The sequence below is a fragment of the Asanoa ishikariensis genome, from assembly GCF_900107455.1.
In the GTDB taxonomy this organism is placed as follows: domain Bacteria; phylum Actinomycetota; class Actinomycetes; order Mycobacteriales; family Micromonosporaceae; genus Asanoa; species Asanoa ishikariensis.
The window spans coordinates 25,200-47,026 of sequence record NZ_FNQB01000006.1; the positions used below are offsets into that span (position 1 = coordinate 25,200).

The 21,827-nt window shown below is 71.4% G+C and carries 20 protein-coding genes and 1 riboswitch; of the genes, 10 read left to right on the plus strand and 10 right to left on the minus strand.

Going from position 1 to position 21,827, the window contains the following annotated elements; all coding sequences use genetic code 11:
• Positions 1-19 precede the first annotated feature (19 nt).
• Positions 20-352, plus strand: coding sequence for a GroES family chaperonin (locus BLV39_RS39605; RefSeq protein ID WP_090804207.1), 333 nt, complete (start codon positions 20-22; stop codon positions 350-352).
• Here the strand turns inward: BLV39_RS39605 and BLV39_RS39610 are convergent.
• Complete coding sequence (locus BLV39_RS39610; protein ID WP_090804209.1) at positions 343-1,701, minus strand: PrsW family intramembrane metalloprotease; 1,359 nt, start codon at positions 1,699-1,701, stop codon at positions 343-345. The two genes, BLV39_RS39605 and BLV39_RS39610, sit on opposite strands and share 10 nt — an antisense overlap.
• Before the next feature lie 57 nt (positions 1,702-1,758).
• Here BLV39_RS39610 and BLV39_RS39615 point away from each other — a divergent pair, with 57 nt between their 5' ends.
• Positions 1,759-2,400 carry an HD domain-containing protein gene (locus tag BLV39_RS39615; RefSeq protein ID WP_090804211.1) on the plus strand — a complete coding sequence of 214 codons (642 nt, stop codon included), beginning with the start codon at positions 1,759-1,761 and terminating at the stop codon, positions 2,398-2,400.
• Here the strand turns inward: BLV39_RS39615 and BLV39_RS39620 are convergent.
• Positions 2,369-2,653: a DUF4031 domain-containing protein gene (locus tag BLV39_RS39620; RefSeq protein ID WP_090804213.1), complete on the minus strand. Its 285-nt coding sequence runs from the start codon at positions 2,651-2,653 to the stop codon at positions 2,369-2,371. The genes BLV39_RS39615 and BLV39_RS39620 overlap by 32 nt on opposite strands.
• Before the next feature lie 23 nt (positions 2,654-2,676).
• On the opposite strand from BLV39_RS39620, the gene BLV39_RS39625 reads away from it, so the two are divergent.
• Positions 2,677-4,071 carry an FAD-binding oxidoreductase gene (locus BLV39_RS39625; RefSeq protein WP_090804215.1) on the plus strand — a complete coding sequence of 465 codons (1,395 nt, stop codon included), beginning with the start codon at positions 2,677-2,679 and terminating at the stop codon, positions 4,069-4,071.
• Here the strand turns inward: BLV39_RS39625 and BLV39_RS39630 are convergent.
• Positions 4,068-5,861 (minus strand): glycerol-3-phosphate dehydrogenase/oxidase, encoded by a 1,794-nt coding sequence (locus BLV39_RS39630; RefSeq protein ID WP_176985349.1) that lies wholly within the window; start codon positions 5,859-5,861, stop codon positions 4,068-4,070. The genes BLV39_RS39625 and BLV39_RS39630 overlap by 4 nt on opposite strands.
• Positions 5,862-5,915: 54 nt before the next feature.
• On the opposite strand from BLV39_RS39630, the gene BLV39_RS39635 reads away from it, so the two are divergent.
• The 3 genes from BLV39_RS39635 (at position 5,916) to BLV39_RS43450 (ending at position 9,348) form a co-directional block, all read left to right on the plus strand.
• Positions 5,916-8,192, plus strand: a complete 2,277-nt coding sequence (locus BLV39_RS39635) for a S8 family serine peptidase (RefSeq protein WP_090804670.1) — start codon at positions 5,916-5,918, stop codon at positions 8,190-8,192.
• Positions 8,193-8,202: 10 nt separating this feature from the next.
• Positions 8,203-9,111: a GNAT family N-acetyltransferase gene (locus tag BLV39_RS39640; protein WP_090804219.1), complete on the plus strand. Its 909-nt coding sequence runs from the start codon at positions 8,203-8,205 to the stop codon at positions 9,109-9,111.
• 63 nt (positions 9,112-9,174) lie between these two features.
• A complete protein-coding gene (locus BLV39_RS43450; RefSeq protein ID WP_176985331.1) occupies positions 9,175-9,348 on the plus strand; it encodes a hypothetical protein in 174 nt (57 codons plus the stop codon).
• A 140-nt stretch (positions 9,349-9,488) separates the two neighbouring features.
• Here BLV39_RS43450 and groL read toward each other — a convergent pair whose 3' ends face one another.
• Positions 9,489-11,108 carry a chaperonin GroEL gene (groL, locus tag BLV39_RS39645; RefSeq protein WP_090804221.1) on the minus strand — a complete coding sequence of 540 codons (1,620 nt, stop codon included), beginning with the start codon at positions 11,106-11,108 and terminating at the stop codon, positions 9,489-9,491.
• A 526-nt stretch (positions 11,109-11,634) separates the two neighbouring features.
• Positions 11,635-11,835 (minus strand): cold-shock protein, encoded by a 201-nt coding sequence (locus tag BLV39_RS39650; RefSeq protein WP_089253617.1) that lies wholly within the window; start codon positions 11,833-11,835, stop codon positions 11,635-11,637.
• Positions 11,836-12,209: 374 nt separating this feature from the next.
• Between BLV39_RS39650 and BLV39_RS39655 the strand changes: the two genes are divergently transcribed.
• From BLV39_RS39655 to BLV39_RS39665, 3 genes are read left to right on the plus strand one after another with little or no spacing between them, the layout of a single operon-like run.
• A complete protein-coding gene (locus tag BLV39_RS39655; RefSeq protein ID WP_143050112.1) occupies positions 12,210-12,923 on the plus strand; it encodes a serine hydrolase in 714 nt (237 codons plus the stop codon).
• A 28-nt stretch (positions 12,924-12,951) separates the two neighbouring features.
• Entirely contained in the window at positions 12,952-13,284 is a 333-nt protein-coding gene (locus BLV39_RS39660) for a gamma-glutamylcyclotransferase family protein (protein ID WP_204082775.1), read from the plus strand.
• Positions 13,281-13,823: a GNAT family N-acetyltransferase gene (locus BLV39_RS39665; protein ID WP_090804227.1), complete on the plus strand. Its 543-nt coding sequence runs from the start codon at positions 13,281-13,283 to the stop codon at positions 13,821-13,823. The genes BLV39_RS39660 and BLV39_RS39665 overlap by 4 nt, the downstream gene beginning before the upstream one ends.
• Here the strand turns inward: BLV39_RS39665 and BLV39_RS39670 are convergent.
• A complete protein-coding gene (locus BLV39_RS39670) occupies positions 13,820-14,626 on the minus strand; it encodes an alpha/beta fold hydrolase (protein ID WP_090804228.1) in 807 nt (268 codons plus the stop codon). The two genes, BLV39_RS39665 and BLV39_RS39670, sit on opposite strands and share 4 nt — an antisense overlap.
• Before the next feature lie 56 nt (positions 14,627-14,682).
• On the opposite strand from BLV39_RS39670, the gene BLV39_RS39675 reads away from it, so the two are divergent.
• Positions 14,683-15,141 carry a MarR family transcriptional regulator gene (locus BLV39_RS39675; protein WP_204082776.1) on the plus strand — a complete coding sequence of 153 codons (459 nt, stop codon included), beginning with the start codon at positions 14,683-14,685 and terminating at the stop codon, positions 15,139-15,141.
• A gap of 983 nt (positions 15,142-16,124) precedes the next feature.
• Here BLV39_RS39675 and paaN read toward each other — a convergent pair.
• The 4 genes from paaN to thrC all read right to left on the minus strand — a co-directional run bounded on the left by paaN (position 16,125) and on the right by thrC (position 21,619).
• Positions 16,125-17,804, minus strand: coding sequence for a phenylacetic acid degradation protein PaaN (paaN, locus tag BLV39_RS39680; protein WP_090804231.1), 1,680 nt, complete (start codon positions 17,802-17,804; stop codon positions 16,125-16,127).
• A gap of 47 nt (positions 17,805-17,851) precedes the next feature.
• On the minus strand, positions 17,852-18,862 hold the full coding sequence (locus BLV39_RS39685) for a GNAT family N-acetyltransferase (RefSeq protein ID WP_090804674.1): 1,011 nt from the start codon (positions 18,860-18,862) through the stop codon (positions 17,852-17,854).
• A 41-nt stretch (positions 18,863-18,903) separates the two neighbouring features.
• Complete coding sequence (locus tag BLV39_RS39690) at positions 18,904-19,983, minus strand: cellulose binding domain-containing protein (protein ID WP_090804232.1); 1,080 nt, start codon at positions 19,981-19,983, stop codon at positions 18,904-18,906.
• 349 nt (positions 19,984-20,332) lie between these two features.
• Complete coding sequence (gene thrC / locus BLV39_RS39695; RefSeq protein ID WP_090804234.1) at positions 20,333-21,619, minus strand: threonine synthase; 1,287 nt, start codon at positions 21,617-21,619, stop codon at positions 20,333-20,335.
• Positions 21,620-21,630: 11 nt separating this feature from the next.
• Positions 21,631-21,764, minus strand: a riboswitch (SAM riboswitch).
• Positions 21,765-21,827: the final 63 nt, after the last annotated feature.

Sequence of the window (21,827 nt, forward strand, 5' to 3'; positions counted from 1 at the left end):
CGGTACCGTTCCCCGCGTGATGGCCGACTCTGACACCGAGAAGCTGCCCATCCGGATGCTCCACGACCGCGTGCTCGTCAAGCTTGACGGTGCCGAGGGCGAGCGCCGTTCGACTGCCGGCATCGTGATTCCGGCCACCGCGTCCATGGGCCGGCGGCTGGCATGGGCGACGGCGGTGGGCGTCGGCCCGCACGTGCGCTCGATCGTGATCGGCGACCGGGTGCTCTTCGACCCCGAGGACCGCTCCGAGGTCGAGTTGCAGGGCCGCGAATACGTGCTGCTCCGCGAGCGCGACGTGCACGCCGTGGCCGCACAGCGGGTGGAGGACGGCTCCACCGGGCTTTACCTGTAGGTCGGACCCCAGTAAGGCGGCCCGTAATACGGCACCGGCGGCGCCAGCACCACCGGGATCGGCACCACCGGGTCCTCCGGCGCGGGCAGCGGTCGCTGGACCCCGTCCGGGAACATCACCTGGTAGCCGGCGCCGTCCCAGATGGCCGGCGGCACCTGCGGGTCACGACCGACGAACGCCTGGCGGTGCGCCGAGATCTCGGCCAGCAGCCGCTGCTCGTCCTCGGCGGCGCGGGCCAGGTCGGCGGGGCGGCTGTCGAGGCCGCGGTCCAGCCCGTCGCGCAGCAGCGCGAGCCGGGTCGCGGCGAACTGGAACTCGCGCATCGCCTTGAGCCCGGGTGGGCCGGCCACCCGGCGGGCCCACTGCCGGGCCGAGTGCCGGCGGGCCAGCGAGCCGAGTGCGGCCACCTCGGGTGGGCTGAGCCAGCCGGCCCGCACGTAGCCGGGCAGCGCCCGCTCGGTGAGCCGACCCTCCCAGCCGCGCAGCCAGATGGTCAGGCCGACCACGGCGAAGAACACCGGCACCATCACCGCGATGTAGCCGTACAGCAGGATCAGGCCCTCGCCGGTGGCCTGGGCCAGCGTCGGCACCAGGTTCCAGGTGCCGTGCAGCATCATCGCGACCAACAGGCCGGCCAGCGGGGCGCAGATGCGCACCCAGCGGTCGGCGGAGCGCGCCGCGATGCCCAGCCCGATGCCGGTCATCGCGGTGAACAGCGGGTGGGCGAAGCCGCTCAGGAAGATCCGGACGATGAAGGTCAGGATCAGCAACTGCGCGCCGGACGCCGGGCCGTACTGCTCCGCGCCCGCGGCGTAGCCGTGGCCGCCGAGGTAGAGGATGTTCTCCACCATCGCGAAGCCGACCGCGGACAGCCCGCAGTAGACGATGCCGTCAGTGATGCCGGAGAACTCCCGCCGGAACAGCACCAGGATCAGCAGCGGGCCGAGGGCCTTCATCGTCTCTTCGATGAACGGCGCCACCAGCACGGCGACCAGGCTGTCGGGCAGGTCGAGCGCGGCGAACAGGTGCACCGCTCCGGTGTTGACGCCGTAGGAGGCCAGGGTCGCGACGAACGCGCCCCAGGCGAACGCGACGGCGAGCAGCAGGGCCGGCTCGGGCTCGTAGCGGTCGAGCCAGAGGAAGCAGGCCACCAGCACGGGCACGGGCAGGATCGCCGCGGCCAGCCCGATCACGGTGGCCTGGACGCCGATGTTCCAGCCCAGCACGATCGACATGGCGATGGCGCAGAGGGCGATGAAGCCGATCACGCCGAACAGCACGCCGACCCGCCAGCCGCGGCCACCGCGCTTCACGGGCCCGGCCACGGGCGTGATCATGGGCGCCGTCATGGAGACAGCGTAGCGACGCTGCCCACGCGGCCGTCGATCACGAGCGAGAATGGTCGGGTGAGGGATCTTGCGAGTGCCTGGCGGTCCGCCGCCCGGGGCGCCGGCGCGACCGCCGACGACCATGCCGTCGACGCCGAGGGCTCCGCGCTGTTGGCCCGCTGGGCCGAGCCGCACCGGCACTATCACACGCTGGAGCACCTGGCGACCGTGCTCTCCATCGTGGACGAGGAGGCCGACCGGGCCGAGCAGCCCGACCTGGTGCGCCTGGCCGCGTGGTTCCACGACGCCGTATACGACCCGCACACGCCCGGTGACGGCAACGAGCGGGCCTCCGCCGAGCTAGCGGTGGTCTCGCTGGTCAGCCTGGGCGTGCCCACCCCCGCGATCGACGCGGTACGCCGACTCGTGCTGCTCACCGCCGGCCACGCGGTGCAGGTCGGTGACGCCGACGGCGCGCTGCTCTGCGACGCGGACCTGGCCGTGCTGGCCAGCCACCCGGCGGCCTACGACGCGTACGCCGCGGCCGTCCGGAGCGAGTACGAGTTCGTGCCCGACGCCGAGTTCCGCGCCGGCCGGGCGGCGATCCTGCGCCGGCTGCTGGAGCTACCCGCGCTCTACCGCGACCCTGACCTGGCGGAGCGCTGGACCGAGCCGGCCCGCGCCAACCTCATCCGTGAGCTGGGCGCCCTGGACCATTGAGGTGCTTGGGGCGCCGCAGGCCGGCGTCCCGCAGCACCCGCGCGATCTCCCGGCTCGGCACCACCGTCGCGCCCAGCCAGACCGCCATCGCGAACCGGTTGGCCGGCAGGTCGTAGTGGTCGCGGTCGAACGCCCGCGGCGGCGAGCCGAGCATCTCGGCGAAGACGTGCAGTTCGGCGTACGAGACGTCGCTGACCAGGTGTGACCAGAGTCGCCCACGGTGGGGCCACGCGGGCGGATCGAGATAGACCACGAGAGAAGGCTAACGTCGCGGGTATGGCTGACCTCGTGACGCGGTTGAGTGCGGTGCTGCCCGACGGCGCTGTGCTGACCGACCCCGATCTGCTCCGGGTGCACCAGCGCGACGAGGCCGATCTGGTGCCGTACGGGATGCCGGCCGTGGTGGTCCGGCCCCGGAGCACCGCCGAGGTGGTCGCGGTGGTCAAGGTGGCCGCCGAGGCCGGTGTGCCGGTCGTGCCGCAGGGCGCCCGCACCGGCCTGGCCGGAGCCGCCAACGCGATCGACGGCGCGGTCGTGCTCTCCACGGTGGCGATGGACCGGATCGTCGAGATCGACCCGGTCAACCGGTACGCCGTGGTGCAGCCCGGTGTCGTCAACGCCGCGCTGGCCGCCGCCGTCGCCGCCGAGGGCCTGCGCTACCCGCCGGACCCGGGCTCCTGGGAGTCGTCGACGATCGGCGGCAACGTGGCCACCAACGCGGGCGGCATGTGTTGCGTGAAATACGGCGTCACCGCCGAGTACGTGCTGGGCCTCGAGGTCGTGCTGGCCTCCGGCGAGGTCCTGCGCACGGGCCGGCGTACCGCCAAGGGTGTCGCCGGTTATGACCTGACCAAGCTGTTCGTCGGCTCGGAGGGCACCCTCGGAGTGATCACGGAGGTCGTGGTGGGGCTGCGCCCGGCGGCCGACACCTCCCTGACGTTGATCGCGCTCTTCCCGACCACCGCCGCGGCCGGTGCCGCCGTCGCCGCCATCTCCTCCGGCGGCTTCGCGCCGAGCCTGCTGGAGCTGCTTGACCAGACCCACCTGAAGGCGATCGAGGCGCTGCGGCCGATGGGCCTGCGCACCGACGCCCGGGCGCTGCTGCTGGCCGCCGTCGACACCGGGAGCCGGGCGGCCCAGGACCTGGCCGAGCTCGAGGCGGTCTGCGCGGCGGCCGGCGCGCTGGAGGTGTTCGCCGCGACGGACGAGGTCGAGGCGGCCGAGCTCCTGCGGGCCCGCCGGCTGGCACACCCGGCGATGGAGAAGTTCGCCGCCGACACGTACCCGGAGGGCAGCGGCGGGATCATCGTCGACGACATCGCCGTGCCCCGGACCGCGCTGGCCGCGATGCTCGACGGCATCGAGAAGATCGCCGCCGAGTACGCGCTGCCGATCGGCGTCGTCGGTCACGCCGGCGACGGCAACCTGCACCCCAACATCGTCGTCGACCGGCTCGACCCGGACTCGGTCGCCCGCGGCCGGGGAGCCTTCGACGAGATCATGCGGCTCGGCCTCGGCCTGGGCGGCACCTGCACCGGCGAGCACGGCGTCGGCCTGCTGAAGAAGGACTGGCTGGCGCAGGAGATCGGCCCGGTCGGCATCGCCGTGCACCGGGCCATCAAGGCCGCCCTCGACCCGACCGGGCTGCTGAACCCGGGCAAGGTGGTCTAGAGCGCTGCGCTGGTCGGTATCTCCAGGCCCCGGTCGGCGGCCAGGCCGCGGACGTCGGCCGCGCCCATCCGGGCCGCGTCGGCGGTGGCGTCGTCGGGCATCCGCTGGGACTCGCGCTCGGCCTCGACCCGGGCGAGGTAGTGCTCGACCTCGCGAGCACGAACCGCCTGGTCCCAGCCGAGCACCCCGCCCATCACCTCGGCCGCGTGCCGCGCCGACTCGCTGCCGCGGTGCGTGGTCTCGAACGAGATCCGAGTGCGCCGGGTGAGCACGTCGTCGAGGTGCAGTGCGCCTTCCGCGTACGCCGCGTAGGCCACCTCGGCCGCCAGGTATTCCGGGGCGCCGGCCAATGGCGCCGCCAGCGTCGGGTCGGCCTCGACCAGCGCGAGCAGCTCGCCGGTCAACGTGCCGTAGCGCTCCAGCAGGTGCTCGATCACGCCGGCCGGCACGCCCCGGCGCCGGGCCAGGTCGGCCCGGTCACGCCAGGTGGCCGCGAAGCCGTCGGCGCCGAGCAGTGGCAGTTCGGCGGTGGTCGACCGTTGACCGCCGCCGAGGCGCCGGACCGCGCGGTCCACCACGTCGGCGGCCATCACCCGGTACGTCGTGTACTTGCCGCCGGCGACCAGCAGCAGGCCCAGCATCGGCTCGATCACCGCGTGTTCGCGGGACAGCTTCGAGGTGGCGTCGGCCTCGCCGGACAGCAGCGGGCGCAGGCCGGCGTACACGCCCTCGATGTCCTCGGTCGACAGCGGCCGGGCCAACCAGGGGTTGACCTGGTCGAGGATGTACTGGATGTCGCGGGCCGACGCGGCCGGGTGGGACCGGTCGAGCTCCCAGTCGGTGTCGGTCGTGCCGATGATCCAGTGACCGCCCCACGGGATCACGAAGAGCACCGAGGTCGGCGTGCGCAGGATCAGGCCCGCCTCGCCGGTGATCGCGCTGCGCGGGACCACCAGGTGCACGCCCTTGGACGCCCTCACCCGGAAACCGGGGCGGACGCCGACGTCGCCGAGCATCCGCGACATGTCGTCGCTCCACACGCCCGTGGCGGCGATCACCGTGCGGGCGCGTACCTCGAACTCGGCGTCGGGGTCTCCGGGTCGCGCCTCCATGTCCCGGACCCGGACGCCGACCACCTCGCGGGCCTGGCGCAGGAAGCCGACCGCGCGGGCACTGGTCACCATCGAGGCGCCCATGCTGGCGGCGGTGCGGGCGAGCGTGACGACCAGCCGGGCGTCGTCGACCTGGCCGTCGAAGTAGCGGATGGCGCCGGTGGTCACGTCTCCCCGGAGGCTCGGGAACAGCCGCCGGGCGCCCTCGCGGGTCAGGTGCTTGTGCAGCGGCATGCCCCGGCCGTGCCCGAAGACGCCCGCGAACACGTCGTACGCCGCGACGCCCATGCCGTAGTAGCCCCGCCGGAAGGCCCGCCCGGGCAGGCCACCCGCCTGGAGCGGCACCAGGATCGGCACCGGGCGCACCAGGTGCGGCGCGAGCCGGGTGGCGAGCAGGCCACGCTCGGTGAGCGCCTCGTGCACCAGGTGGAACTCGAGCTGCTCCAGGTAGCGCAGGCCGCCGTGGATGAGCTTGCTCGACCGGCTCGAGGTGCCGGCGGCGTAGTCGCGAGCCTCGATGAGGGCGACCTTGAGGCCACGGGACGCGGCGTCCAGAGCGGCGCCGGCGCCGGTCACGCCACCGCCGACGACCAGCACGTCGAACCGCTCGCTGCGCAGTCGGCGCAGGTCGTCGGCTCGCCGGGTCGCGGAGAGGTGGCTGGCGGCGAAACGGGATATCGCGGGGTCACGCACGGCTCCACGGTAACCCCGGCCGACCCTATGCTGGCGCCCATGGTCTTTCCGGCGGTCGCGCAACGGCCCGCGCCGCCGCGCTGGCTCGGTGTGGTCGCGGCGATCATGGCCGGCTGTTGGGTCGTCCTGGGCACCGTGGTCAGCCAGAGCCTGGGCTACCTGGCCGACCAGTTCGCGCTCCTGACCGCCGTGTCGCTCCCGGGCTGGCGGTGGCCCGCTGTCGGCCTGCTGGGTTTCCTGGTGATCTGCGTGCCGGCCCTGCTCACGGGCGTGCTGGCGACCGGTCCGGCGCTTCGGGCCACCGGCCGGGCCTGGTTCACCGCCGCCGTGGTGCTTGCCGTGCTGACCTCGGCGCGCGCCGTTCCGCTGGCCCAGCACGAGCTCTACCTGGCCGTCCTGGCTGCGCTGGCCGCGGTCGGTGCGCTGGTGGTCGGCCGGCCCGCCCGCCTGTGGCCACCGCCACTCGCCGCGGCCGGCGGGGTCCTGTTGCTGCTCCCCTGGTTGTGGCTGGGCGCGCTCGGCGGGGTGCTGGAGACCGTGCTCGCCGTGGTCGCCGCGGCATGTGTGGGGTGGCTCGCGGCAGCGGTGCTCGGTCCGGCGTTCTGGGCACCGATGGCCGGTTGGAGTCGGGCCCGGACGATCTGGGTCGGCGGACCTCGGGCGGGCGTCGCGCTGGCGCTGCTCGGCGCCGGAGTCGGGCAGAGCGGCCCACACCTGCTGGTGCTGCTCGGCCTGCCGATGGTCGGGATGGCGCTCGCGGCGCTGCGGCCCTCGGGCGGTTCTGCCGTTGCCTGGCTGGTCGGGTTCGGTGTGGTCGGTCCGCTGGCGTTCACCGATCCCGAAGAGGTCTCGGTGCTGCTGCTCGGGCGCGACGTGCCGTTCTGGGCCTTTGTCGCCGCCGTTTGCGCGCTCTTCGCCGGGGTGCTGCTGGCGCTGGGTTTTGGACTGCCGCGTCTTCGTCTTAGGCGCGGGGTCGCTGCCGGGCTGGCGGGTCTGCTTGTGCTGGGCGGCGCCGCGGTCTATTTCGGGCCAGGGCAACCCGGTTTCGCCGGTGAGCGGCTGTTCGTCGTGCTCTCCAGCCAGGCCGACCTGTCCGGATTGCCGGGCGGCACCGGTCAGGCCGCACTGACCGCTCGCACGACCGAGGTCTACCGCCGGCTGGTCGCGCACGCCGACCGCACCCAGGCCGACCTGCGCGGCGACCTCTCCCGGTGGCGTTTGTCCTATACGCCGTACTACCTGGTCAACGGGATCGAGGTGCACGGCGGCGGTCCGGGGTTGCGGGCGCTGTTGTCCCGTCGCTCCGACGTCGACCGGGTGTTGCTCGACCAGCGGCTGCGCCCGCTGCCCGCGCGGGCGCTGGCCCTGAGCACTGCCGGCGTGCCCGCGCCGACCGGGCCGCAGTGGAACCTCACCCAGATCGGTGCGCCGGCCGCCTGGGCCACGGGTGCGACCGGGCAGGGCATCGTGATCGGAAGCTCCGACTCGGGGGTCGACGGCACGCATCCGGCGCTGGCGCCCGGCTTCCGGGGCGGCGACGACTCGTGGTTCGACCCTTGGTCCAACACCTCCGTGCCGACCGACACCGGCGTGCACGGCACGCACACGCTCGGCAGCGCGGTCGGGCGCGACGGCATCGGGGTGGCGCCGGGCGCGCAGTGGGTCGGCTGCGTCAACCTGGCCCGCAACATGGGCAACCCGGCCCACTACCTGGACTGCCTCCAGTTCATGCTGGCGCCGTTCCCGGCCGGCGGCGACCCGTTCACCGCCGGACGGCCCGGGCGGGCGCCGCAGGTGCTGACCAACTCCTGGGGTTGTCCATCGGTCGAGGGCTGCGACCGGCGATCGTTGGAGCCGGCGCTCGCCGCGTTGTCCGCCGCCGGCGTGTTCGTGGTCGTGGCGGCCGGCAACACCGGGCCTTTCTGCGGTTCGGTGGCCGACCCACCCGCCACCTACCCCTCGGTGCTGACGGTGGGCGGGGTCGACTCCGCGGGCACGCTGGCCCCGTCGTCCAGCCGCGGGCCGGCACCCGGCGGCGTCGACAAGCCGGACGTGGTCGCGCCCGGCGTCGACGTGGTGTCCGCGCTGCCCGGTGGCCGATACGGCGCGCTGACCGGCACCTCGATGGCCGCGCCGCACGTCGCCGGCGTGGTCGCGCTGCTGTGGTCGGCCAACCCCGCTCTGATCGGCGACGTCGCGCGGACCCGTTCACTGTTGCTCGGTACCGCCGGGTCGCCGGCTCCTGGCGAGCGGTCGTGCCCCTCCCAGGCCGGCGGCCTGGTCGACGCGGCAGCGGCCGTGCGCGCGGCCAGGTAGCCTCCCGCTCGTGGATCATGCGTACGAGCTCGCCGAGCTGACCCCCGAACGCGTAGCCGACGTCGCCGCGCTCTGCCGGGTGGCGCTGGACCTGCCGTCCGACTCTCTCGAGGCGGACCAGATCGTCGACCGGCTGCGCACACCCGGCGCCGGCGAACGCCAGATCACCGGCTGGGTCGCCCTGCTGGGCTCCGCCGTCGTCGGCGCGGTGCTGGGCTCGACCGGTTACAACGACGCGACGGTCGGGCACGTCGACCTGATCGCGGTGCATCCGGATCATCGGCGGCACGGCATCGGGCGGGCGCTGCTGGGCCGGGCCGAGGAGGCGCTTCGCGGGTTCGGCGCTTCCTCGATCGCGCTGGTCGGCAACGCACCCGTGTACGCGTGGCCGGGGATCGACGTGCGCTACACGGCGGCGGTGTGCCTGGCGGAGGCGTCCGGGTATTCGCGGTCCGACATCGCGTGGAACATGACGGCGGACCTGACGCCGGGTTCGCCCGCGCTGGCGCCGACGGCCTCGGCGGAGGCCCGACTGGCGGAGGCCGGAGTGGCGGTGCGCCGCGCGGTGCCGGCCGACGTGCCGGGGCTGGCGGAGTTCGCCGCCGCGGAGTTCGGTCCCGGCTGGGGCGCCGAGGTGGCGGCGTCGGCGGGGATCCACTACGCGGTGCGGGACGGCGCCGTGCTCGGGTTCGCCTGCTGGGGTTCGTCCCGGCCGTCGTACTTCGGGCCGATGGGCACGGCTGCCGCCGCGCGCGGGCTGGGTGTCGGAGGTGTGCTGCTGCGGCGGTGCCTGCGTGAGCAGCACGCGGCAGGGCTGTCGTCCGCCCAGATCGGCTGGGTCGGCCCGGTGCCGTTCTACTCGACCAACTCAGGCGCGCGCATCGAGCGGGTCTTCTTCCTCTACCGACGGCAGCTGTAGCCCGCGCGGTGCATTGTGTCGCGAAACCCAGCGGAGCGGCTTGTTAGCTCCTACCGTGCCGGAATGAGCCTCGAGGACGAGCCGACGGCATCGGAACCCTCTGGTGACCTTCCTCCGGCCGGCGACCCGCCACCGGCCGTCGAAGACGATCTGTTGCTGCCCAGCGACCTTCCCGCTCCAGGGCCACCCCGCAACACGACGAGCCGCGCGGACAAACGCCGCAACCAGCGCCGCTAGCGCAGGCTTTGCTCTGCACCCACATCCGCAACACCCCCGCTGAGCTGCGGTGCGTATATGGGTGCAGAGCAAAGCCTGCGGACAGCCGAAAGGGCGGCCCGCTCGCGCGGACCGCCCTTTGGGTTGTTGCTAAGCGGGACTTAGAAGTCCATGTCCCCGCCGCCCGGCGCAGCCGGGGCCTTGTCCTTCTCCGGCTTGTCCGCCACCACAGCCTCGGTGGTGAGGAACAGGGCCGCGATCGACGCCGCGTTCTGCAGCGCCGAACGGGTGACCTTGGCCGGGTCGATGATGCCGGCCTTGATCAGGTCGACGTAGTCACCGGTCGCGGCGTTGAGGCCGTGGTTGGTCTCCAGGTTGCGGACCTTCTCCACGACGACGCCACCCTCGAGGCCGGCGTTGACGGCGATCTGGCGCAGCGGGGCGTCGAGCGCGATCTTCACGATCGTCGCGCCGGTCGCCTCGTCGCCAACCAGGTCGAGCTTGTCGAAGGCGGTCTTGCCGGCCTGAACCAGCGCGACGCCACCACCGGGGACGATGCCCTCTTCGACAGCGGCCTTCGCGTTGCGGACCGCGTCTTCGATGCGGTGCTTGCGCTCCTTGAGCTCGACCTCGGTGGCCGCGCCGACCTTGATGACCGCAACACCGCCGGCCAGCTTGGCCAGGCGCTCCTGCAGCTTCTCGCGGTCGTAGTCGGAGTCGCTCTTGTCGATCTCAGCGCGGATCTGGTTGACCCGACCCTGGATCTGGTCCTGGTCGCCACCACCGTCGACGATGGTGGTCTCGTCCTTGGTCACGACGATCTTGCGAGCGTGGCCCAGCATGTCGACGCCGACGGCCTCGAGCTTGAGGCCCAACTCCTCGCTGACGACCTGGCCGCCGGTGAGGATCGCGATGTCGGTCAGCATGGCCTTGCGGCGGTCACCGAAGCCCGGAGCCTTGACGGCGACGGACTTGAAGGTGCCACGGACCTTGTTGACGATCAGGGTGGCCAGGGCCTCGCCCTCGACGTCCTCGGCGATGACCAGCAGCGGCTTGCCGCCCTGCATGACCTTCTCGAGGATCGGGAGCAGGTCCTTGACCGACGCGATCTTGCTGTTGACGATCAGGATGTACGGGTCGTCGAGGACGGCCTCCATACGCTCCGGGTCGGTCCAGAAGTAGGGCGCGATGTAGCCCTTGTCGAAGCGCATGCCCTCGGTGAGCTCAAGCTCGAGGCCGAAGGTGTTGCTCTCCTCGACGGTGATGACACCTTCCTTGCCGACCTTGTCCATCGCCTCGGCGATGATCTCGCCGACGCTGGTGTCACCGGCGGAGATCGAGGCGGTGGAGGCGATCTGCTCCTTCGTCTCGACGTCCTTGGCGATCTTGGCCAGCTCCTCCGCGACGCGCGCGACGGCGGCCTCGATGCCCCGCTTCAGGGCCATCGGGTTGGCGCCGGCGGCGACGTTGCGGAGGCCCTCGCGAACCAGAGCCTGGGCCAGGACGGTCGCCGTCGTCGTGCCGTCACCGGCAACGTCGTCGGTCTTCTTGGCGACCTCCTTGACCAGCTCGGCCCCGATCTTCTCGTACGGGTCCTCGAGCTCGATCTCCTTGGCGATGCTCACACCATCGTTGGTGATGGTGGGCGCGCCCCACTTCTTCTCGAGCACGACGTTGCGGCCCTTGGGGCCCAGCGTCACCTTGACGGCGTCGGCGAGGATGTTCATTCCCCGCTCGAGGCCGCGGCGCGCCTCCTCGTCGAACGCAATGATCTTGGCCATACGGCGTTGTCCTCCTGGACACTCGCGGTTGCCACGGCCTGGTCGGCCACGGAGAACCGCCTGCTTTACGCACCTTCGGACGTCACTACCTGGCGACAGTGACGTCCGCCGGCCGGGCCGGAAAGCCCGCGACGACTGGCCCCTTGCCGAACCCGTCTCCTTAGGGCTCGACGGTGGCCCCACCGCCCCGACCATTGGCACTCACGGTTGGTGAGTGCCAATGACCTGTTTAGCACTCGGACCAGGCGAGTGCAAGCGAAGTCGGCCGCCCGGGGCACCGCGCCAGGCCTCCCGCCGGAGCTTGATGATCACCGTTGACGGGCAGGGCGTACCCGGGCGTTTAGTGACCTGTCAATTGTTGAAAGGTGCCCCTGTCCGCAATGGGCAAAGTCGCGAATAGATGGCAAGATCCAATGCATCATGCAGCAATTCGGCCGACCGCAAAGCCAAAGAAGCGCCGACCCCGTTCATGGGATCGGCGCTAGCTCGTCACGAACCCGGGTGCGTCGCCCGGCTGGACTTCGCTTCAAATTAGGCGGACCTGCTCCGCCTGCGGGCCCTTCTGCCCCTGCGCGACCTCGAACTCGACGCGCTGGCCGTCGTCTAGCGACTTGTAGCCGTCCATCTGGATCGCGGAGAAGTGGACGAAGACGTCCTGCCCTCCATCGACCGCGATGAAACCGTAGCCCTTTTCACTGTTGAACCACTTGACTGTGCCCTGTGCCACGGTGCACTTCCTAACCTTTGATGCGCCTGCCGGTCCAAGACCGCCCATTCAAGGCTGTTGGTGAGCCCTCGAACATTGCGGCCGAAATCGTAAGGTACACGAGGAGTGACGACGGTGCACTACCCCAAAATGGACACCCTGAGCGCCCTTACCGGCGCCTCGCTCGTTAACCGAACGTGTTTCGAGGCAGACACGGCGCACAGCCCGGGCGACATCGGTCCCGTGCACGGAACACGCTCCCAGCCGTCGCCGTCGTCCTGCTGATCGTCGCCGGGACTGTCTTCGCGATCCGCCACGTGGTGCCGAAGGAGCAGGTCACGGCAGCTTCGGCGAAGCGACCGGGTCCCGCGGCGGCCCGCGGGCGGACACCCGAGATGCGGGTGGGAGCGGTCACCGCTTACGTCGACGGCTTCCTCTCATGGGCACTGCTCGACCGGCAGGGCGGGCGGATCACCGGCTCATCGAACATGGCCGAACCGAGCGACACCATGTCGATGGTGAAGGCATGGTTGGCAGCCGATTTCCTGAGACTTTCGGAAGATAAAGGCGAGGAGCCTTCAGATTTTCGGCTACACCAGCTGACCATCATGATCCGAGACAGCGACAACGAAGCAGCGATCGCCATGTACGACCTAGTCGGCGGCCAAGACTCGATCTTTCGAATGATCAACATGTGCGGCCTGACGGACAGCGCGCCGCACGCGTACAACTGGAGCAACACCGTGATCTCGGCCCGCGACACCGTGCGCCTTGCGGACTGCATCGCCGACGGCCGCGCCGCGGGCCAGCGTTGGACGCATTGGTTGCTTTCGGAGATGCGCTCCGTACGCGGAACCGGCGATTTCGGCGTCCGCAACGCATTGCCGCAACCGGCCGCCGGCACCGTAGCGATCAAGAACGGCTGGCTCTTCCGCGACGACGACGGCCTTTGGCACATGGCCTGCCTCGCGGTGACCGACCAATGGGCGATCGGCGTGCTGCTGCGCTATAACGGCGCCCTCGGATTCGAGTACGGCGCCGCCCAGTGCACGGCGGTCGGTGCCCAACTCCTGGCGCCGACGACCCCGTTGGCGACACCCTCCGCGTGACCCCGGCGGGCCGGGCATGATCAGAGCCATGCCCCTGCTCTTCTCGTACGGCACGCTCCGCGACCCGGCGGTCCAACGCGCCAACTTCGGCCGCGAGCTGGGTGGCCACGCGGACGCCCTGCCCGGCTACACGATGGGCCTCCTGGAGATCACCGAGCCGGCCGTGATCGCCCTGAGCGGCACCGCCCACCACCCGGTGGTCGCCCCGAGCGCCAACCCCACCGACCGCGTGGAAGGCATGGTCTTCGAGCTCACCGACGAGGAACTGGTCGCGGCGGACGGCTACGAGGTATCCGACTACCGCCGGGCGCTGTGCCCGCTGACGTCGGGCGCCCAGGCCTGGGTCTACGTGGCGGCATGACCGCCCGCACCGCGCCCGTGCCCGCTCCTGCGCTGCCCCCGGCGGTCGAGGTCCGCCGGGTACGTCCTGCGGACGCCGCCCGGACGCGCGCACTCCGGCTGGAGATGCTCGCCGACTCGCCGCTGGCCTTCCTGGAGACGCTGGCGCAGGCGGCGGCGCGCTCGCACGCCGAGTACAAGGCCCGCATCGCGGAGACCTCGGCCGGCGACCGGGTAGCCCAGTTCATCGCGGTCGCGGACGGCCGCGCGGTCGCCCACGCGGGCGGCACGGTCGTACCGGAAGAGCCCGGAGTGACGGTGATCTTCGCGGTGTACGTGACACCCGCGTGGCGCGGGAAGGGCTTGACCAGCGCCCTCACCGAGGCGGTAGCCGCCTGGTCGCGCGCCGCGGGTCGGCCGGACCTGATGCTCGAGGTGGTCGTGGGCAACGACCGCGCGGTCCGGGCCTACGAACGCGTGGGCTTCGTCGACACGGGGGTGCGGCTCCAACACCCGACCACGGCCGCGATGACCGAGCTCCAGATGCGCCGCCGCGCCTAGGTAAGGACGGCACGGACCTGCTCAGCGAACGCGCGCGGGTGGGTCAGGTTGCCGTTGTGCCCGCCCGGGAAGCGCAGCGCCGCCACGCCGAGATGACTCGCCAGCGCCAGCGCGGCCAGGTAGTCGAAGCCGTCCTCAGGACTGGTCGCGCCGACCGCCGGGATGATCCGCCCGTCGCGTGGCACGTCGGCGAGTAGCAGGGTGTCGGCGAGCGCCGCGTCGAGGTCGTTGGCGAGGAAGTACTCGAAGTTGGCGGCGCGCTGGTCCGTGAACGGGAATGTCGTGATGCCCGGCTCGGTGGGCTGGTTGCGGGGGTCGATGCCGAGCACGGTGGCCACCTCGACGGCGGCGGCCCGCCAGCCCTCGGCCTGATGCACGCGCCGCACGCCGGCCAGCTTCGCCCGCGCGACGTCGGCGTCGACGGGCGCGAGGAACGGCAGGGCGATCGGCTCGTGGGCGATCAGGCGGCGGACCGATCCGGGGTACGAGTGCAGCAGGTGCAGACCGATGACCGCACCGAGACTCAGGCCCAGCATGTCGGCGGGTTGGTCGGTCACCTGCCGAAGGACGGCCGCGGCATCGTCGGCGTGCTGGCGAATGGAGACCTTGCGGTCGTCGGCGGTGCTCCTGGAGAGACCGCGGCGGTCGTACGTGACGACGGTGAACCGATCGGTCAGGTGGCCGACGAGGTCGACTGTGCGGTCGGCATCTCCCTCGCCGCTCTGGGAGATGAGCAGGACCGGCCCGGAGCCTGCCACCTGGAACCAGAGGCGAGCACCGTCGACAGCAACGTAGTCGTTCATGGCGCCGACACTAAAGCATCATTTTTGATGTATCAAGAGTGATGTAATCTAAGAACATGACCCCCGTCGAGATCATCCTGCTGGGCCGGACGCTCATGAAGATCGGCGAGCAGGCACTGCCCACTCCCGAGGACGGCACCCCGCCGGGCGGCGAGCGCACGGTGGTCATCGTGATGACCGACATCTACCAGAACCCCGGCACCACGGTCGGCGAGGTAGCCCGCCGCACAGGCCTCCCCCAGAGCGCCGTCTCCGGCTCGGTCGCCCGACTGCGCTCCGTCGGCTCAGTGATCTCGGAGCCAGACCCGCGAGACCGCCGCCGCCAGTTGCTGGGCCGCAACCCGAACCTGACCCCCCGCCGCCGCACGGTGGCAGCCGCCACGGTCGACGACGCAGTAGCGGGCGCTCTGGGCGAACACACCCCCACCGACCTGGCCACGGTGCTGTCAGCCCTCGAAACCCTTGGCGAATGGCTCACGCCACAAACCATCACCCGCCTACGACCCGACGCCTGACCGCCACCCGACGGTGGGAAACCACGCCCGGCGGCCATGCGTCGGCCGTAGGCAGCCACGCCCGGCGGCCATGCTGCCGGACGCCAACCACGCCGCAGCGGGGTCGCGTTGCACGGGCGGCCCACGCCGCGATCTAGGTAATGGTTGTCGTTATAACAACAATATGTTTCCTAGATCTCCCGCTGGGGTGGCCTGAGGCGAAGCGAAAGGCAACAGAAGGCCGCGTGCCTCCGGGACTGGGCCGGGCGGGCCGGTCCGGTTTGAGTCAGACCGGGCTGGATGGGGCAGGCCGGATGGGGACGGACCAGGTGGGGGCCCAGGGTCGGTTGGCCCGAGCCAGATGGGGTCGGCTTGGCCAGGGGCCAGATGGGCGGACCAGCCGGGCGGGGCCAGGCCGTGCCAGGCCGGCGGGGCCAGGCCGGCGGGGCCAGGCCGGGCGGGCCAGGCCGGGCCAGGCCGGTGGGGCCAGGCCGGGCGGGCCAGGCCGGGCGGGCCAGGCCGGGCGGGCCAGGCCGGGCGGGCCAGGCCGGGCGGGCCAGGCCGGGCGGGCCAGGCCGGGCGGGCCAGGCCGGGCGGGCCAGGCCGGGCGGGCCAGGCCGGGCGGGCCAGGCCGGGTGGGGACGGGTTGGCCTGGGCCGGGCACGGCCAGGCCGGATGGTTCCGGCCCGGGCGGAGCCAGGCCGGGTGGGAACCGAACGGACGCGGCCGGGCCCGCTTGGCCCAGGCCGGGTTGGGCCGAGTGGGCCAGGGCCGGGCACGGCCAGCCCGGATGGTTCCGACCCGGGCGGAGCCCAGCCCCGACGAGGCGGGGCCAGATGAGGCCAGGCCAGGTCAGCCCGGCCAGGTCAGCCAGGCCAGGTCGGCCAGGCCGGACCAAGGCCGGGCAGGGCCGGACCAGGCCGAGGTAGCCGGATCCGGCCTGCCAGGCTCGGCTCGACTAGGTCGGGCCGTGCCTGGTCAGGGTCGGATAAGGGCTCGGGGGATCAGGCCGTCGTGTGGCGGCGGGACTGGACCACGCGGAAGCGGTTGCTCACGTACGCACCGTCGGTCAAGGCCGCGTTCGCCGCTGGGTTGGCTCCGGTCGCGTGGAAGTCCGAGAAGGCGGCCGACTGGTTGACGAAGACGCCGCCGGTCAGGTTGCAGGAGAGGTGGACTCCCGCGTCCAGGGACGCGGTCTCCACCGCTGCCAGGATCGGCTCCGATGTCGAGTAGGCCGCCGCGGTCAGGGCGCCCTTTTCCAGGACCGTCGACCGGAAGATGTCGATGCTCGCGGCCGTCGAGTCGGTGGCGATGACGAACGAGATCGGGCCGAACCACTCACGCCCGTAGACCGCCGCGTCGGCCGCCGTCAGTTTCACCACCGTGGGTGTGCGGACCGTGGCCTCGGCGAAGGACGGGTGGGTGACCTCCGACGACGGTAGGACCGCGTCGCCGACCCCAACGACCTCGGACAGCCGGGCCAGCACTCCGTCGTTGACGATGGCTCCGGTCAGCTCGACAGCGCGGGCCGGGTCGCCCGTCAGCTTCGCGACCGTGGCGGCGATGCCGGCGGCTACCTCGTCGAAGGTCTTGTGGCCCTGGTCGGTTTCGATGCCGGCCGCCGGCACCAGGATGTTCTGCGGTGTCGTGCACATCTGGCCGCTGTAGAGGGTGAGCGAGAAGCCGATGTTGCGGCACATGCCGGCGAAGTCGTCGGTCGAGTCGACGACGATCGTGTTGACGCCGGCTTTCTCGGTGTAGACCGCCGCTTGCCGCGCGTTGGTCTCCAGCCAGTCGCCGAACTCCGTCGAGCCGGTGAAGTCGATGATGCGGACGGCCGGGTCGAGGGCCAGCGTCTTGGCCAGGCCCTCGCCGGGCGCCTCAGCGGCGAGCTGCACCAGGTTGGGGTCGAAGCCGGCCTCTTCCAACACAGCCCGGGCGTAGCGGACGGTGATCGCCAGCGGCAGCACGGCGCCCGGGTGTGGCTTGACCACTACCGGGTTGCCGGTGACCAGGCTGGCGAACAGCCCCGGGTACGAGTTCCAGGTCGGGAACGTGTTGCAGCCGATCACCAGCGCCACGCCGCGGGGGACGACGTGGAAGGTCTTGGTCATCCGCAGTGGGTCGCCCTTGCCCGCCGGCTTCTCCCAGCCTGCGGTGGCGGGGTGGCGGGTCATCTCCGCGTACGCGTAGGCCAGCGCCTCCAGTGCCCGGTCGAGGGCGTGGGCGCCGCCGGCCTGGAACGCCATCACGAAGGCCTGGCCGCTGGTGAACTGGACCGCGTTGGCCAGCTCGAAGATGTGCGCGTGCAGCCGGGAGAGGATCTCCATGCAGACGCCCGCGCGGGTCTGCGGGCCGGCGTCGCGCCACGCGGGCAGGGCCGCGGTCGCGGAGGAGATCAGCGTGGCCGGGTCGACGTGCGGGTACGACACGAGCAGCGGCACCCCGAACGGGCTGCGCTCGGTGGCCACCCAGTCGGTGATCCCGGGCTGGTCGAGCGGGAACTTCGCGTCGAGATAGCCACGGAACGCGGCCTCGCCCTCGGCGGCGGCGGTCTCGCCGTAGACGCGCGGGCTGGGCGACTCGGGGTAGGCCGACCAGTAACCACGGTCCTTGATCGCTTCGGTGGCACGCTCGAGGGTCGCGGCGTGGTTGGCGAACCAGGTGTGCGGGGTCTCCGTCATGCCAGCCATTTTGCCTCTTCAACGGCGCCCCGGCGCAGGCAGAACCGTCACAAGGCGATTTGCCAGCTGTGCCACTCGTCGACCGGGCGGAAGCCGATGGCCTCGTTGATCGCGACCATGTGTGCGTTGACCGCCGCGTTCCAGGTGTCGATCGCGCGCAGGGCGGGCTCGGCGGCCAGCACCGCGCGTAGGTTTTCGACCTTCACCAGCACGCCCAGCCGGTGCCCGCGATGGTCCGGGTCGACCAGGGTGATCTGCTGGAAGGCGTGCCAGTCGGGCGTGTCGTTGAACTCGATCGCCGTGATCGCGACCAGGCGGCCGCTGGCGTCGTGCCGCGCCGCGGTCGTGTAGGCCCGGCGGCCCCGTCGCTCGCGGGCCGTCTCGACCTCCCGGAGCCGCGCGGTGTCCATCTTCATCCCCTCGACCGCCAGGTCGCCGGTCGGCGCGTCGGACATCAGCCGGCCCTCCAGGTAGGCCTGGTCGGCGGCGAACTCCTCCGGCGTGGCGCCGGCCCACTTCACCAGGCTGTAGCCGGCCGCCGAGGGCCAGGCGGCGGAGACCAGCGAATCCAGCGCCGCTTCGTCGATCGACGTGGCGTCGAGCCGCCGCCGGATGTCGGTCAGGGCCAGCGCGGCGCCGGTGGCGCGGGCGAAGACGCCACCATCGACAGGTCGGTCCGCACCGCCCGGCAGGGCCCACACCGACTCGCCGATCAGGTGCTTACGCCCGTCGGCCCGGGACGCTTCCATGGCATGAGCCAGCAGCGCGCTGCCGACACCGCGACGCCGCATCGACGGCAGCACGTCGAGGCTGAGGTCGGCGGTGCCGGTGTTCTCGAGGTACGGCAGCCGCAGCTCGAGGAACCCCGCCGGAACCCCGTCGAGCCGCGCCAAAGCGTGCACCTTGTGCGCGCCAGGCCACGGGTCGGTCAGCGACCCGAAGAACGAACGAGGGCACAGCGGCGGGAAGTCGGGCACGTCGAAGGCATGGCTTTGCGCCTGGATCTCGTACGCGTGCTGACCGTCGTCGGGCCCGACCGGAGTGACCTCGATGCTCATGCCCGCCAGGGTGCCCAACCCTGGACGGGCACGCGAGCGATTTACGTCCCTGTGCAGCTCACCGCCGGCACCGGGTTGGCACCTGTCCAGCTACCGAGGAAACCGAACGTGGCCGTCGTACCCGGAGCCAGCGATCCGTTCCAGGCGACGTTGCGCGCGGTGACCGCGGACCCCGACTGGGTCGTGGCCGCGTTCCAGACCTGGGTGAGCTGTTGCCCGGAGAACGTCCACCGCGCGGTCCACGCGGCAAACGCCGCAGACCCGGCATTTCGCACAGTCACCTCACCTTGGAACCCACCCGTCCACTGACCCACGACCTGATAGGTAGCCACGCAGGCACCACCATTGGCCGGCGGCGTCGGCGAAACCGTGGGAGAAGCAGTAGGCGAAGCGGTAGGCGAGGGCGAAGGCAGACCGCCGTCCAGAACAGAGGCCAACGCCGGATACCACCGGTCCGACATCTTCTGGTCGCCGGACGCGTTGGGATGGACCCCGTCGTACGTGTCGGACGAGGTGTTGAACCCGGTCCACTGGTCTACCACGACGACCGGGCTGGCCGCGGTCGTCTTGCTGGCAGCCCACGCGGGGACGGCGTTGTTGAGCGCGACGACCCGCGCCCCGCAGTCGGCGCAACTGCTGGGCGCCATCGGAATGATCTTCGCGACCAGCACTCGCATCGCCGGGTTGCTGGCGCGCATCTGGTCGACGAGCTTGCCGTACGCGGCCAGGATCGTCGCCGGTGGAATGTTGCTCCACACGTCGTTGGTGCCGAAGTGCATGAGCACGACGTCCGGCCGGGTGGCGGCGAGCCAACCGACGAGCTGGTTCTGATTGGCGACGTTGGTGGCCAGGAAGCCACCGTGTCCTTCGTTGTCGCCGTCGTGCGCCTGGCCGCACCCTTGCGGCCCGAGCGTGCCGACGAAGTCGACGTTGGTGTAGCCGGAGCTCTGGAGCCTGTTCCAGAGCACTGATCGCCAGCAGCCGGGCGACCCGGTGATCGAGTCGCCGAGCGGCATGACCCGCACAGGTGCGAGGGCGACCGAGCTGGCCGGCGCGGCGAAGAAGAACGCGGCGCCGAGAAGAGCAGCGAGCAGAGCGGCCAGGATGGCCTTGCGGTGCATGGTTGTCTCCCGTCACGGTGAGGACGTACGTGACGGCCCGGAGCTCCCAACGCATTCAAGCACGTAACTATCGCGGAAGCCACCGACGACGAAGGCCCCGTCCAGCGGACGGGGCCTTCGAGGAACGTTTGGTCGGAAGGGCGGCTGCACAACGCCTCCGGCGCTGGGTCGCTAGAACTTCAAAAGTCTACGGCGGCTCGCCCTCCCGCACGGAGCATCCTGCGAGATACCCATCATGGTCGTCAAGTCCCTGTAGACATGTTTTCTCGACGGACGGCAAAATCACCGCTACGGGGTGCACATGTTGCATCACCCGAACGTATGAGTCCATCCTGGATAACGGGCCTTCTCAGCCCAGCAAGCCGGCTTCCCGAGCTGCCCGAAGCGACGGCTTGACGCGATAGGTGGGCCCTACCTGCTCGGCCACGGCGTCGATCGTCTTGAGCCCCTCGCCGGTGTTGAAGACGACGGTTTCCAGGGAGGGATCCAACCGTCCCGACGCGACCAGCTTCCGCAACACGGCGGTGGTCACCCCACCGGCGGTCTCCGCGAACACTCCGGTGGTACGCGCGAGCAACTGGATCGCGTCGCGAATCTCCTCGTCGGTGGCGTAGTCCATCCAGCCGCCGGTGCGCTTGACCGCCTCCAGCGCGTAGAGCCCCGCCGCCGGGTCGCCGATGTTGAGTGACTTGGCGATGCCGGTCGGCCGCACCGGGACGATCTCGTCGGTGTCGTTGTGCAGCGCGGTCGCGATCGGGTTGCAGCCCGCCGACTGCGCGCCGAAGACCCGCCAGCCGCCGGCCGGCGCCTCGACCAGCCCGATCTCGACGAGCTCGGTGAACGCCTTGTCGATCTTCGTGAGCAGCTCGCCGCTGGCCATCGGGATGACCACCTGCGCCGGGATCCGCCAGCCGAGCTGCTCGGCGACCTCGTAGCCCAGCGTCTTGGAGCCCTCGGCGTAGAACGGCCGCACGTTGACGTTGACGAACGCGGTGTCCTCGAACTCGTCGGTCTCCACCAGCTCGCTGCAGAGCCGGTTGACGTCGTCGTACGAGCCGTCGATGGCGACGAGGTCTCCGCCGTACACCGCGGTCGTGATGATCTTGCCTTGCTCCAGGTCGCCCGGGACGAAGACGATCGACGGCACGCCGGCCCGGGCCGCGTGCGCGGCGACCGAGTTGGCCAGGTTGCCGGTCGAGGCGCAGGCGAAGCGGGTGAAGCCGAGCCCGCGGGCCGCGGTCAGCGCGACCGAGACGACCCGGTCCTTGAACGAGTGGGTCGGGTTGGCGCTGTCGTCCTTGACCCAGAGCGGCGCGGTGAAGCCGAGCTCGGCACCCAGCGCGGGAGCGGAGATCAACGGGGTGAGACCAGGATCGAGGGTGACGCGGCTCGACGGGTCCTGCCCGACGGGCAGCAGCGGCGCGTAGCGCCAGATGTTCGGCGGGCCGGCGGTGATCTGCGCGCGGGTCACCCGGGCCAGCGCGGCCGGGTCGTAGGCCACTTCCAGCGGCCCGAAACACTCGTAACAGGCGTGCTGCGCGGCGAGCGGGAACTGCGCTCCACAGCCGCGACAGACGAGGGCGCGGGCCGGCGAGTCGGCAACGGAGGAGGCGGTTTCGTCGATGGTCGACGTCATGAGGGAGGGTCCTCTCATCTTCCCCACGCCGCACCGTGCGACGGGGACGGAATTGGCACCTGCGCACCGCGACTCAGCGATGAGTCGGCGGCGGTGGTTGCCGGGGCGTCTTCGGGCCGTATCCCTCAGCCCCTCTGGATGAGGTATTCAGTTGTGGTGTCCAGCGTAAGGCCTGGACCAGAAAAGAGTCCTGTCTCTTCTCAGTGTG

What these genes read in the sequence shown, in the direction of transcription:
- BLV39_RS39625 (WP_090804215.1), top strand. Translation starts at nt 2,677, where the DNA reads ATGGCTGACCTCGTGACGCGGTTGAGTGCGGTGCTGCCCGACGGCGCT.
- BLV39_RS39660 (WP_204082775.1), top strand. Translation starts at nt 12,952, where the DNA reads ATGCCCCTGCTCTTCTCGTACGGCACGCTCCGCGACCCGGCGGTCCAA.
- BLV39_RS39655 (WP_143050112.1), top strand. Translation starts at nt 12,210, where the DNA reads ATGCGGGTGGGAGCGGTCACCGCTTACGTCGACGGCTTCCTCTCATGG.
- paaN (WP_090804231.1), bottom strand. Translation starts at nt 17,804, where the DNA reads ATGACGGAGACCCCGCACACCTGGTTCGCCAACCACGCCGCGACCCTC.
- BLV39_RS39690 (WP_090804232.1), bottom strand. Translation starts at nt 19,983, where the DNA reads ATGCACCGCAAGGCCATCCTGGCCGCTCTGCTCGCTGCTCTTCTCGGC.
- BLV39_RS39675 (WP_204082776.1), top strand. Translation starts at nt 14,683, where the DNA reads ATGACCCCCGTCGAGATCATCCTGCTGGGCCGGACGCTCATGAAGATC.
- BLV39_RS39605 (WP_090804207.1), top strand. Translation starts at nt 20, where the DNA reads ATGGCCGACTCTGACACCGAGAAGCTGCCCATCCGGATGCTCCACGAC.
- BLV39_RS43450 (WP_176985331.1), top strand. Translation starts at nt 9,175, where the DNA reads ATGAGCCTCGAGGACGAGCCGACGGCATCGGAACCCTCTGGTGACCTT.
- BLV39_RS39665 (WP_090804227.1), top strand. Translation starts at nt 13,281, where the DNA reads ATGACCGCCCGCACCGCGCCCGTGCCCGCTCCTGCGCTGCCCCCGGCG.
- thrC (WP_090804234.1), bottom strand. Translation starts at nt 21,619, where the DNA reads ATGACGTCGACCATCGACGAAACCGCCTCCTCCGTTGCCGACTCGCCG.
- groL (WP_090804221.1), bottom strand. Translation starts at nt 11,108, where the DNA reads ATGGCCAAGATCATTGCGTTCGACGAGGAGGCGCGCCGCGGCCTCGAG.
- BLV39_RS39670 (WP_090804228.1), bottom strand. Translation starts at nt 14,626, where the DNA reads ATGAACGACTACGTTGCTGTCGACGGTGCTCGCCTCTGGTTCCAGGTG.
- BLV39_RS39635 (WP_090804670.1), top strand. Translation starts at nt 5,916, where the DNA reads ATGGTCTTTCCGGCGGTCGCGCAACGGCCCGCGCCGCCGCGCTGGCTC.
- BLV39_RS39685 (WP_090804674.1), bottom strand. Translation starts at nt 18,862, where the DNA reads ATGAGCATCGAGGTCACTCCGGTCGGGCCCGACGACGGTCAGCACGCG.
- BLV39_RS39610 (WP_090804209.1), bottom strand. Translation starts at nt 1,701, where the DNA reads ATGACGGCGCCCATGATCACGCCCGTGGCCGGGCCCGTGAAGCGCGGT.